The sequence below is a fragment of the Flavobacterium sp. NKUCC04_CG genome (assembly GCF_019345525.1).
Classification (GTDB): Bacteria; Bacteroidota; Bacteroidia; order Flavobacteriales; family Flavobacteriaceae; genus Flavobacterium.
Genome location: NZ_JAHKRA010000017.1, coordinates 32,731 through 46,353 on the forward strand (window position 1 = coordinate 32,731; position 13,623 = coordinate 46,353).

At 35.8% G+C, this 13,623-nt stretch carries 8 protein-coding genes; 6 read left to right on the top strand and 2 right to left on the bottom strand.

Going from position 1 to position 13,623, the window contains the following annotated elements:
- Window positions 1–565: 565 nt before the first annotated feature.
- Window positions 566–2,107, top strand: a complete 1,542-nt coding sequence (locus tag KO524_RS12420; RefSeq protein WP_219294498.1) for a hypothetical protein — start codon at window positions 566–568, stop codon at window positions 2,105–2,107.
- Between the two features lie 202 nt (window positions 2,108–2,309).
- Window positions 2,310–2,882 carry a thioredoxin family protein gene (locus tag KO524_RS12425; RefSeq protein WP_219294499.1) on the top strand — a complete coding sequence of 191 codons (573 nt, stop codon included), beginning with the start codon at window positions 2,310–2,312 and terminating at the stop codon, window positions 2,880–2,882.
- Between the two features lie 307 nt (window positions 2,883–3,189).
- Here the strand turns inward: KO524_RS12425 and KO524_RS12430 are convergent, their stop codons facing one another.
- Both KO524_RS12430 and KO524_RS12435 read right to left on the bottom strand, forming a co-directional pair.
- Complete coding sequence (locus KO524_RS12430; RefSeq protein ID WP_219294500.1) at window positions 3,190–8,193, bottom strand: PKD domain-containing protein; 5,004 nt, start codon at window positions 8,191–8,193, stop codon at window positions 3,190–3,192.
- A 404-nt stretch (window positions 8,194–8,597) separates the two neighbouring features.
- Window positions 8,598–9,218, bottom strand: coding sequence for a hypothetical protein (locus KO524_RS12435; RefSeq protein ID WP_219294501.1), 621 nt, complete (start codon window positions 9,216–9,218; stop codon window positions 8,598–8,600).
- 198 nt (window positions 9,219–9,416) lie between these two features.
- Here KO524_RS12435 and KO524_RS12440 point away from each other — a divergent pair, with 198 nt between their 5' ends.
- The 4 genes from KO524_RS12440 to KO524_RS12455 all read left to right on the top strand — a co-directional run bounded on the left by KO524_RS12440 (window position 9,417) and on the right by KO524_RS12455 (window position 13,622).
- Complete coding sequence (locus KO524_RS12440) at window positions 9,417–11,183, top strand: AraC family transcriptional regulator (protein WP_219294502.1); 1,767 nt, start codon at window positions 9,417–9,419, stop codon at window positions 11,181–11,183.
- Window positions 11,184–11,600: 417 nt separating this feature from the next.
- Window positions 11,601–12,284 (top strand): DUF421 domain-containing protein, encoded by a 684-nt coding sequence (locus tag KO524_RS12445; protein WP_219294503.1) that lies wholly within the window; start codon window positions 11,601–11,603, stop codon window positions 12,282–12,284.
- A 248-nt stretch (window positions 12,285–12,532) separates the two neighbouring features.
- On the top strand, window positions 12,533–13,066 hold the full coding sequence (locus tag KO524_RS12450; RefSeq protein ID WP_219294504.1) for a chromate transporter: 534 nt from the start codon (window positions 12,533–12,535) through the stop codon (window positions 13,064–13,066).
- A gap of 4 nt (window positions 13,067–13,070) precedes the next feature.
- Complete coding sequence (locus KO524_RS12455) at window positions 13,071–13,622, top strand: chromate transporter (protein ID WP_255555255.1); 552 nt, start codon at window positions 13,071–13,073, stop codon at window positions 13,620–13,622.
- Window position 13,623: the final 1 nt, after the last annotated feature.

Genomic DNA, 13,623 nt, shown 5'->3' on the forward strand with positions numbered 1-13,623 from the left:
TTTTACAAAACTAGAGCTTTTGAACGAAACTAATGGTTTTTAAGTAGGGATTTGTAGCAGTTTTCAACTTCAGTTACCTTAATGACCTTAGTATCGAAAAACCAAGAGCTAAAAGTGTCCTAAAATTAGAGCAAATATTTTTTTAACTCCGATTTCACACGTATTAGGAAGAAAACATCAAGTAAGCAGGGTGTTTTCTAATCTCCCACTGTACCTATAAAAATCTACGAAATATTATTTTATCTCAATATGAACTATACAAAACAGTAATTATGATAAAAACAATATTATTTAACATGTAATATTCTCAATTGTTCTAAAAATCTCAATCACAACTTTAACACTATAAAAAAACCTACATTAAGCTAGTTTTATAAAAATTTTATATATTTATATTTCCTAAACGTTACTAAATCATAAAGCCTTCGTAGATTAAAATGACGAGAAACTAAAATCTATCACTACTAACGACAACCGATAAATTACCTTCACTTTTATTTATTACGATTAAAAAAATTTAAACGTTAATCACATGCTACTATTGGCATATTTAAAAACCCTTTTTATGAAAAAGTTTATTTGTTTATTAAGCCTTATTGTGCTTACAAACGGAGTTTTGTCGTCTTGCAGCAGCGACGACAACAGTAAACCAGCTGTAGACGAAACCATTCCGGAAACCACCATCGTAAGTTCTAAAGGAACTTATTTAGGTACAGAAACCAATCAAGGTAAATTCAGCATTTTATTAAAATCTAATGATACCGACTTTCAATTAAACTTTATTTCCGATGCGATAGCGGATAAAGATTTATTGGATGCCACTTTAAAAGGAACTAAATATACGGTTGGCTCAACAGCTGCCTTGTATTCCATCCAAGCAGACAGTTATTTAAAAAAGGCTGATACTCAATTAAAAATTGTTTCTGGAGATGTAGAAGTAAGCAAAAATGCCGATACTTATACCATTAAAGGTCTTCTAATTGACGAACAAAACACTTCTCATCAAATCAATTATGTTGGACTGATCGACATCGAACCTATATATGAAATCGAATACGAAATCCAAAACGGTTGGTATTGGGGTGATGATCAATATGACTATCCAAATATTGGGGAATACATGACGTTCTTCACTCAAGGACAAGCTAATAAATACGGAGAATTGGAAGGAGATGGATACCATATCTCGCTTTCGTTTTTTGATGTAATGGCTCCAAGACAATGGGAGGGAATAAAAATCCCAAACAAAACATTTAAGGCTTCTTCTAAAAACGAATTGGGTACCTTCCACGTAGGTACTAAAGAAGAAATTGACAATGGAAATCCAGGTTATACTTTCGCTAAATTCTTACATAACGACAGTTCTAAGGGAATTGCAAAAGAGTCATTTATCTTGGATGGTACTATTAAAACCATGGACAATGCCAAAGGTCAAGAAATTCGCTTCAATATTGAATTACAAGATGGATCAAGACATATTGGAAAATATACTGGAAAAGTAAAACAAGGGGACGAATACACCATTTCTACTTTAAAATCTGACAAAACGGTAGGAAATCTAGATCAAGGTTTTCTAGAATACAAGGGTAAATCACCTGTTCAAGGCAAAGAAAACAACAGATGGGAATTGTATTTGTTAAATGAAAATTTAACGACTTACCCAGAATATTACTGGGCTACAGAGGGTTCTGGTGAATATTTAAGAGTAGCTTTATACACCGCTGTTGGTGCTACTGCAGATATCCCTGTAGGTGTATATCCTATTGGTGAAGAAAAAGCTGGAAATGCAAGTACAGGTGGAGGAACAGAAGTTGGATTGGATTTTGGTACTTGGTATTACGAAATGAAAAATGACGATTATATCAATTCGGCTCCAACTAGAACAGGTACGGTTACCGTAGCCAAAGAAGGTAATAATTATACTATTAAAGTAGTTGCTGTTGACGATAGAGACAACACCATTACGGCAAACTATACAGGTGCTTTGACTTTTGTAAATAATGAAAACAGACCCGCTACAAAAACTAAAGTAGCAAAAGCAACTAAAAAAGACTACGGAAAAGGAAAAATTTATAACGGAGCAAAAAACTTCAAAAACAAAAAATAAGTAATTTCCCGATTCTATATTTATAAAAAAGACGTCTTTAAAGACGTCTTTTTTTTATAGCAACAACCTATATTTTATAATCTTACTTTTAGATGTTGTAATCATAAAATCATTAATTTTGTCCTGTAAAGCTGTAATTAAGATTCCTTTATTCTTAAGAATCTAGTTCAGTAATACCATAAACCTATAACTCCCTTTTAATATGCGAAAAATCCTTATATCTTCTGCACTACTCGTTTCAGTTCTCTTACTGTCAAACTGCAAAAAAGAAGTGCCGTCGGTTGAACCAACTACAACTGTAGAGGCAGATACTATCATACAAGTAGATACCGTTGCTGCTAAAAAAGCCGTAGAAGCAGAAAAAGAAACATTGTCCAAACCGTATAACGAACAAGAAGATGCCCAAGCCAGATTGAACGAATTGATAGCAGAGGCTAAAATTCAGGGCAAAAACGTATTTGTACAAGCTGGTGGTAATTGGTGTATTTGGTGTTTGCGATTTAATGATTTTGTTCAAAACAATCAAGAATTAAAAAACTTAGTCGATAAAAATTATCTTTATTATCACCTAAACTATTCTACTAAGAATAAAAACAAAGCGGTTTTTGACAAATATGCTCCTGATTCTAAAGGATTGGGATATCCATTCTTTTTTGTAATAAATGGTGAGGGCGTGGTAACAAATATCTTTGCTTCAGGTGATTTGGAAGCCGGTAAAAGTTATGATGTTGAAAAAGTAAGACAGCTGTTTTTAAGTAACATCTCTAAAAAATAACGCCTCATTTAAAACTATATCCTTAAAAATAAGAGTGCTTATATACGTATAAGCACTCTTATTTTATATACTTTACAGACTACTTTGCTATACTAACTTTTACATCGATAAATACGTCTAGTATATTATAAAAAGACAGCCGCAAACACAAGTGCTTACGGCTGTAGTAATTAGTAATTGATGGAATTTCACAACTAAAGTACGCATCGAAATAGTGCCTTTTATAACACCTTTTCGCACAAAGTTGCTAAAGCGAAATAAAACGGCACTGAAATCAATTTTTCAGCACCGTTTATTTGATTAAAGCTTATTTTTTAATCAATTTTTGTTGAATTATACGTTTACCATCTGCCTCCAGACTTACGATGTAAGTACCCGCAGCCAATTGGTGTACGTTTAAGGTAACTTCTCCTTTGTTACCACTAACTTTCTGTTTCGCTCTTTGCATTCCCGTTACATCATATATCACGATGCTTTGTGCATTTCGATACTGATCTCCGAGGTCAAAACTAGCCACAGTAACATCTTGTGCTGGATTTGGAGACAACACCATAGTTGCCTGAATAGCCTCTTCATTAACTGCGGCTGCTCTGCGATATTTGCTTGGCAATTTAATTTCATACAAATCCATACATCCTTGCATTTGAACCATTATAAAGTCTGGCGCCCCAGGCACAAACGTACTGTTTGCTTGAAAAATTACCGGTCCAAAAGAATTCCATCCTGGAGTCAAGTTAAATGTTCCTGGCACAAAAACACCATAATTATTAAAACTACTGATGTTGACATTTACATTATAACTATTAGGATTGTATAGGTTTACATAGTACAAATACATACCCAGTTGCTCCATACCTGCATATTCGAATGAAGCTTCAATTCTACAAGGTCTAGTAGGACAATTATCCAAATCAGGTGCCACATGTAACGTATTACTCTTAAAGATACATCCCAACTGCGAAACCTGTAATTGATAAGTACCTGCCATTACAATTGGTTGATTTGGAATTGATGTATTCGAACCGCTTTGTACAGCTCCTCCGTTTATCATCCAGTTGTATCCACTATAGATACCCAACGGACCTAATAAGAATCGCTTAGAGGTTAAACAGAAATCATAACAACCCGTTGGAACAATCCATAAAGAACGCTCTGGATTATGAGGTGCCTGTACGAATCCAGTAACACTACAACCAGTTGGAGCGGTATAGGTTACGGCATAAGCCCCACCTACAGTTACTTCAATGGATTTGCCTGTTGCACCATTACTCCAATTATACACCCCATTATTAGGGCCACTTGCCGTTAATCTTAGTGTATAAGGCTGACAACTTACCAACGAATAACTAACATTAGGAGTAGCTATTTGTGGATGTGCCTGTACCGAAGTTACAAAACTATTTACACAACTCGTATCATAGGCGTATCTGGTTTCAAAAGTATAATTATGAGTCCCCGGCGATAAACCACTTAGGGTAAAACTCAAATTAGTACCTCCAGCTACCCAGTTGGTAAAAGATCCAGGTACGTTTGGCCCCGTCCAACGATGTTCTACAGTAGGATCTGTAACAATACCCGTTAAAGTAGTACTACCTCCATAACAAACGCTAGTGTTGCCATTAATACTTGCAAACGGAACTTTACGCAGTTTGTAACTCACCGGGAATTGAGACATCGCAAATGATCGACAACCGTTTGCATCGATCAATACCGGCCAGTAACTACCACTTTGAGTAGGTGTATAAGATAAATTTGTACCTACTTGAACATTGTCGCGCATCCAAATGATAGAACTTGGCATATTTCCGCCTACATAGGTCAACGGAACTACATTGCTTTCACAGAAATCAGCAGGATTTGGAAATACTCCTCCACCAGTGAAATTCGCCTTTCTTACAGTCACCATTTGTGGGTTAGATTCGAACACACAGTCAAATTGATTAATTATTCTTAATTTAACAGGGAACGAATTTACGAAGCCAGAAGGTAAAGCAAAATTGATTTTTGTATCTACTCCACTAGCTATATACGAAGTCCCATTAAAGAGCCATACATAACGATAATTCGAGTTGTATTGGTTGTTTGGCAATCTTAAAGTTACTGGATATTCCGTACAATAATCAAAACCGTCGGGTAATGTAAAATTAAGTGCTGGAGGAGCATCGATTACAATCTGCTGTGTTGTCTCACAAACCGGAATTGGCGTTCCGTTTGCCGTAGTTTGTCCGGTAGACAAGCGCAGCTTAAAGGTATGCGTACCCGCTGTAAGTCCAGTAACATTAACACTTTGACCTGTACCAATAATATTATTTGCACTGTTTAAATACGTAATATTCACCAAATTGGAATTGATATCAAACAACTTACTGTTGTTTAATAAATTAATACTATAGGTATTGTTTCCATTACAAGTTACCGTATAGCGCAAAATTGGTTCATAGTGCTTACGAACGTTGATTACTTTAGTGAAAGTATCTGGACAACCATCATAGCGCACTCTGATTCTCAAATCATAACTACCTACTTTAGGAATCTCAAAAACCCCCAAATTATTTGTACTCAAAGGAGAAACTACTGCGCCAGGTGTAATTGCCTCCCAAGACACATTTACAATATTATAAGGAGGAATATTATAAAACTGAGGAGTAACCGAAACCGTCGTACAACCTGTCCATAAATAATTCAAATCTGGGAATGGATTAAATGGCAGCACACAACCAGAACCAGGACCTCCAGGTACTCCCGGGCTACAATCTTCAAAAATGCGAATCTTATTCGATTTAATCACACAAGAATTTATATCCGTTACCTGAACATAATAATCACCTGCTCCTTGGAAATTCCAATTATTTAATGTGAAATTAGGATTGCCTACTTGTGTAGCAAATGGCGTGGCACTATTGCTGTAGAACCAACTAAATGTCAGAGAAGAAGTTACACCAGTAGAAACCGTTGATTGGAAATTAATCGCAAATGGAGTTGCCATACATATAACAGTTGGACTGTTACTCGTTTTAAATAACTCCACAGTGGTTAAAGGTAAAACTATTACTGGTTTATTTGCCAATATCGTAGTAGTACATCCAAATGCATTAACCAATTTAACGGTTAAGGTTGCCCCGATTGAACTTGCTGAACTCGTTACAAAGTTTTGAGGAACAGTATACGTTCCCGTGCCTGTGTAAGCTGTTGTAAACGCGGCCGTACCGTTGTATTCAAAAACCAATTGCCCACCTGCTGAAACTGGTGCACTAGAGGTTACAGGTACGCTAAAAGTAAGGTCTGCTGGACAAATATCGGACACCGCACCTATGCTTAACGAAATACTGGCTACTAAAGATATACTGTGAGAAACCGATGTTTTAATACCGCATTTGGTGGTGATTAAAGTTAAGGTTCCCGTATTAACTCCGCCACTTGCTTCGTTTAATCCTACAGTTACTGTATTGCCATTAATACCATTGATAATGCTTCCAAAGTTTGAAGGACTAATTTCCCACTCCAACAAATCTGCATCGATTCCATTTAAATTAGCAGAAAACTCATACGATTTACTCGTACAAAACATCGCTAATCCACTGTTATTAACAATAATAGGATTCATTTGAACTTGAGTAACATTATACGAAATGGGCTGTGAACTGCAAGTCACCCCATTTTTAACATACTGTTTTACTACACTCACAGTTGCATTAGGGCTCGTAAATACAAAGTCAACTTGGGTACCTTGATTGTTACCAACCACACTACCTCCTATTGCGCTCCATACGTATAAAGCTCCCGCTTCATTTTCACTAATAGCATACGTATAGGGTACATTTAAACAAACCTTATTAGGTCCGCTAATAACACCTGTAATAATTGGCGTTTTAATAACTTCAATCAACACAGGATCACTAATACAACCGTTATTATTGGCCGTAACTACATAAGTACCTGGACTATTAAACGTATAATCTGTCCACGACCCAACGGTAGCGTGTACAACACTGTTATTTAGAGTGATTTGCCATTTTACCGAATTTCCATTACTACTGCTAAAACTCTTATAAGTTCCCTGACAAACCGTAAATATATTATCTGAAATAACAGACACATTTTCAACTACTTTAAATCGGTGCGATGACTCTCCACGACATCCTTCTTCATATAATAGGGTATTGTAGTATTCCACAACCAAAATATAATCGCCCGGTTCTAAAGCATCCACTACAATTTCGTTTCGCTGATCTGTCAATACCAAAGTAGTGTTTGTTCCCGCTGGTTGAATCGACCAACTAAAATCTGTAGTTGGCCATTGGGGTAAAGTAAAGCGAGCTTGTTTGCCCTGACAAATAATGTCTGGTCCTTTTATTTTTGCCTTACGAGTAACTACTGGAATTTTTACCGTAGTCCAAAAAGGGCACGAACAATCTGAAATATAACTCACATATCCGAAACCATCACTTGGATCGATATTATCCCAAACAACTTCTATAGAGATACCGTTGTCTGCTACAATCGTACCGCCTTCCACTTTCCATTTTCCACCGCATTCATCGTTTACGCTATAAGTTTCTCTGTTTCCTTCACAAGTAACATTGGTACAAGTAATCTCCACCGGTTTTACATCTTTGACATAAACCTCGAAAGCGTAATCCGAACTGCAATTACAACTATTTGTAACCCTTAAATAGACCTTATAAGCCCCCTCTTGAGTATATGTATGACTAGGTTCAAATAAATTTGAGGTTGCTCCATCTCCAAAATCCCAAAAATAATGCACTATCGCACTACCGTTATTCTGAGTAGATAAGTTATCAAAAGAAATGGCTGTATTAGTACAAAACTCTCTTTGATCGGGTTCTGGTCCATTAATTTGAAATTCAGCCCTAGGGCTAATTATTTTTTCTATACAAATTGTGCGAACTTGAACCGTATTGTCCGTATAGGTAACGGTAAGTGTAATACTACCACTACCGCTAGCTCCCCACAGTACTTGAGCCTGGGTGTTGGAACTACTAACAAGTGCTCCTCCCGTAACCTGCCATTGTACCAGGCTTACATTGGTAGCCTGTAAAGTATAATTTACCCTACTACCCTCACAAAATCGGATGCAACTACCCTCTTCTACATTTTCTAATAAATTGATGAGTTTTTCCTTTTCACGATCTTTGATTTCATCGTCGTATTCAATACAACCGACCTGTTGATCCCATGTTAAAACAGGACTGTTTGCGACTTGAGCCTCCATTTTTAAAGACCACATGAGCAATAAAAGCAGTATGCCTATTGCCCGAATAATGGGTGGAAGTGTAAATTTTTTTGTCATAATAAAAATTTAGATTAATAAAAGTTTTTGGTTTGGTATTAAACACAACACCTTTGAACGTGAAAAGTAGCCATGCTACCCATCGATGTTGTATAAGTATTCGAATGCAAAAGAGCCCCATAAGGAGTGCTCTTTACACATACGTTAAATTTTAAAAATTTTCTAATGAGCCTTTGAACTACACCGCTACACTAGTGTATTAAAAAGTAAGTATTTGGTCTTGAAAAGCGCCCCGATAGCCATCCATTAATCGAAATCAAATTAAAGCTTACTGGACCATAGTACTGTTAGCCGTAGCTATTAGAAATACCATATGCTGCAAATTGCGTTAGGTATTTACATAAAAAATTCCCATGAAGTTCATATGCAATGCTTGATACCCCTTCATTTATAGAGAGTGGTTTTTACATATGTATTTTTATCCAACTTATATTAAAAGTAGCCTGCGCATTACTTTCCTTAAGCCCCATCACCAAACCTACAATCATGGTTCTCCTCCAAGAATCGTCGTCATTTCCAATCAACTCCGTTTGAAAAACAGCTACTATAGTACTTAACAGCTTGATTTCATCAGCTGTAAGATTCTTATCCAAATCGATACTCGTAAGCATAGCCGATAAATTTGTAGTTGGCAGCAAGAGATTATCCAAGTAATACTTTACGGAATTCGACACATTTAAATCGATATAAAGCTGATCGACATTTCCCGTTAGTTGATTGGCTTTAAAATCCGAAATAAGCTGGTAATTCATCGGTTTAATAGCAGTAAAAGAGCTGTTCTGATTAGATACCATATCCAAAGCAGCTAGCTTTTGTGACAAAGTAGTAACCGGATTTAAATCAATATATTCTTTATAAGATTTCACCAATTGGGGTGCTATTAAATGTATATAAGTAGTTTTTGGAACGGGAACTTCCATTGATGATTTGCTCGTTAGAACGTTTAATGAATCCCTTTCTTCAAAATCAGCATGGCAAGAGGTAATAGAAATAGCGGCTAGTGGTAAAAGATAGTAAAATTTCATAATCTATTTAAATTGATTAATTAATTGTTTTTTGTTAAGTTTATCCAAAACTAACATTTCTGTTTCTGCACGGCAAAAAGTAGGTATGCTATTTGATCAATTTACATTCCAGTAGCAAAACAAACAACTGAATAACAACATATTAAACAAATAAAAAAATAATTTACTGATACAATTTTCACCAAAAATCGTTCTAATATGACCCGATTATATTTTGTTTTATTTGTATTTTTAACAATTCAAGAGGTAAAACCTCAATTCGTTAGCACAAAAAATCCACCTGAGATCACCTACGAACAGTTAAATGATTCGTTAAGAAACACCTTATCTTCCGATGCGAATTACGAAAAACTATTAAATACTTATATAGAAAAAGCGAAAAGCGAACACAATAAAGAGCAACTCTTCGAAGGTTACTATAGATTTGTTTATTCCCAGCACACGGGTACTAAAATGCATACTTATACTGACAGCCTCTTACAAATATCTAAGCAACTGCCTCCTATTTTCTATATACGAGCCCTTCAAACAAAAGCGAACTGCTTTTACTTTGAGAAAAAATATATTGAATCGCTAGAATTTGAACTTTTGGCTTTGAGTTTAATCAATAAAGACAAGGAGCCTTATGCCTACCACAAGAGTTTATATGGTGTGGGGCAAGTGTACTTTTATATGCAAGAATACAACAAGGCCTATGATTACTACCACGAAGCGAGATTATACTTTGAACACAGTAAGGGATACAACCATCTACAAGGATATTTTAATGCGCTTTATAGAGAGGCCTTTTCATTATACTATTTAAAGCAATATAATGAAAGTCGCACCCTAATTGAAGCGGGTATTCCAAAAATACCACTTTTAAAACCCGATGATGTATTGTATAAAGAGCCCTATTTAAAATACATCTTAGGCTTAAATAACTACCAACAAAACCAGTATAAAACCAGTATTCGGTTACTCAACGAAGCCTTATCCTCTATTGTAAAAAACGATGATTTTGCCAACGAGGCCGTAATTTATTATTATCTCGGTTTAAATTATTGGAAATTAAATGAAAAATCACAAGCCCTTTTCTATTTTAAAAAAGTAGATTTTATATATACGAAACATCAATATTGTAATTTAGAAATTAAAGATGCCTACTTATACCTTATTAATTATTATAAAGAACAAAAAGACTCCGAAAATGAATTATTATATACCAATAAACTCTTAAATGTGACCTTAAATCTTCAAAATGAGTACAACTTTTTGATGCAAGCTTTACACACAAAACTCGACATCAAGAACTTACAAAGGGAAAAGGAACGCTTAGAAAATGATTTAAATAGACACAGTAATCTGATTCAATACCTCAGTATACTGGGTAGCGCAATGCTCGTTGCTTTCCCAATATTTATATGGTTTTATAACAAACGAAAAAAGGAAGCAAAAAGAAGGGAATTTCAATTAAACGCACAAGATAAAAAACGCAACAGCGACAGCGAATTTAAAAAAAACTACCTCATTACTGAAAACATTAAGGCATCTCCTGCATGGAATAAACAACCTTGGCTAACTCGTGGAAATAGCAATTTAAAAAATCCGCCGTTTGATATTAACGACAAAGTCATTAAAAACATATTAAATCATTTAGATTCTTTTGAGAAAAAGAAACATTTTCTAAAAAAGGATTTGAATTTGAATGACTTAGCACAACAGTGGAATACCAATCGCAGTTATTTATCGCAATGCATCAATATGTACAAAGGCAAGTCATTTGTAGAATACTTAAATACACTGCGTATCAATTATTTTCTAACGCTATTGGGTGAAGATCCGCAATGGTGCAAATTTAAGGTTCAGTTTATATCTGATTCTTTGGGTTTTTCTAACAGTCGTAGTTTTTCCAATGCGTTCAGCAAAATTACTGGAATGTCGCCACATCATTATATACAACAACAGCTCAATAAACAAACCTGATTAGTACGTATTACAACTTCAATTACGGACTAGACTGGGCGCAAATTAATTTGTATTTTATTTACAATATAGTACTTAAAGCGATTTCATATAATGGACGAATTTTTTAAACATATCGATGGGTATTATTGCTCACAACGCCAACTATTGGAGCCGATCGATGTCCAATCAATTGGCGTTATTTAACGAGTATTGGAAGCTTTAGTATTTAATAGCTCTTCACAGCTTATAAGCAAATAGATCGATAGGCTACCTCAACAAAGGAGTACACCAAAAGCATATTGGAGCAGTTGGAGTACTCCTTTTTTAAATAAACCATTAAAATTGTACTCAAAATATTTTTTATAAATGGTCGAACTGTGCAGTGTTATCCACTAGAAAAAAAACGTATATTTAATTCACCCCTAAGGTCTACATATGGAAGCCAGTAATTTTTTATTCGGAGAATTAGAAAACAACATTTTAATGCTTGTTGCTCTGCGTACCGTAGTTATGTTTTTTATTATTCTCATTTTTCTGCGAATACTCGGAAAGAGAGGTGTCAAGCAATTATCTGTCTTTGAATTGGTCGTGATTCTCGGATTGGGATCCGCAGCAGGCGATCCGATGTTGTATATGGAAATTGGTATTGTCAATGCCCTTATCGCGTTCTCGGTTATCGTAATCTGTTATAAAATTTTTACGCTGTTGATTTTTAAATATCCGCTTTTAGAAAATTTCTTTGAAGGTCGTCCCGTATACATCATCAAAAAAGGAACTTTTGCAATTAATGATTTTAAAAAGGAAACCCTGAGTAAAGATGAGTTTTTTATGGAATTACGTCTTCGAGGTGTTTTTCACTTAGGACAAGTAGAATATGCCATATTGGAAACATCAGGTGAAGTAAGTGTGTATTTCTTCGACAAGGCTGAATTGCAATATGGACTTCCCATCCTCCCTCATTATATCGAGAAAATTGTAACCCATTTTGAAATAGGAACCCGATATTCTTGCCTGTTTTGTGGAGAGACCATCGCTTTTCAAAAGCAGACCTCTCCTACTTGCCCGAGATGTCAAAAATCTCAATGGATCGCTGCCAGTAACCGCAGTCATCAAGCTTAGCGAACCCATTGAATTCCTTTTAAAAGACTACTCTAAATTAGATTTTTAACAGAACTCGTTATATTTCTTCTGATTTATCAAATTGGTATATATTCCTACTGTAAATTGCTTTAAAAAACTAAAAAAAACTGCTTTTTACCATAAGTAAACAACCCACTCCCTTGGATAAAAATTGAATTAAACGTATCTTTCAAGTTCTTTAATTATCACCAAGATATATACCTTCAAGGCGGTAAAACGGCAAAAAAATGCTTTTAAAATTCTTTTTCACTTTCACCAAAATCGGACTTTTCACTATAGGCGGCGGTTATGCCGTGATTCCATTAATTGAACGCGAAATCATCGCGAAAGGTTGGTTAACTACCGATGAGTTTTACGAGATTTTGCCGATAACCGAATCGCTTCCCGGGGTGTTCGCTACCAATTTAGCCGCTATGGTGGGTTATAAGATGTCGGGCATCAAAGGGGGGATAGTCGCTGCTTTGGGTACAGTTATAGCCCCTTTTTTAATCATTGTACTGATTGCTGTATTTTTCAATCGTTTCGCAGATAACATCTGGGTAGCCAAAGCCTTTAAAGCCATTCGCCCCGCAGCGGTCGCTTTGATTGTTGCCCCTTGTTATGCAGCCTTTAAAGCCAATAAATTAAACAGATTTACAATAGGGATTCCTTTAGCAGCCCTATTGCTGATGTGGCAATTTGGTTTCTCGCCGATATGGGTTATTATCCTAGGCGCTACTGGAGGCATTACCTATAACATCATTAAAGCACGAACGTACTAAGTATATGATGGTATTTGTAAAATTGTTTTGGACTTTTCTAAAAATTGGTAGCTTTGGTTTTGGCGGTGGTTATGCGATGTTATCGCTTATACAAGATGAAGTGGTGGTTCAAAACCAATGGATGACCAACAAAGAATTTGTCGATCTGGTAGCGATATCTCAAACCACCCCCGGCCCTATCGGTATCAATAGCGCCACTTATACCGGATATAAAGCACTCGAAAACCTGGGATACAATCCCTACTTTTGCGTACTCGGTTCTATAATCGCTACATTATCGCTTTGTTTGCCGTCGTTTATCATGATTCTTTTCATCTCTTACTATTTTGTTCGCTTTAAGACCAATTTTTACTTCGCCGCAGCGCTACAAGGTATACGCCCATTAAGTGTGGCTCTAATTGCAATAGCTGCCATCTCCCTGATGAATGAAGAGAATTTTACCGACCTAATAAGTCCGCTTATTTTCGCTGGAACGCTTCTTCTGGCAATCAAATACCGCTTACACCCGATTTTAATACTCGGATTGGCCGCTGTAATCGGACTGCTTATTTATTGAT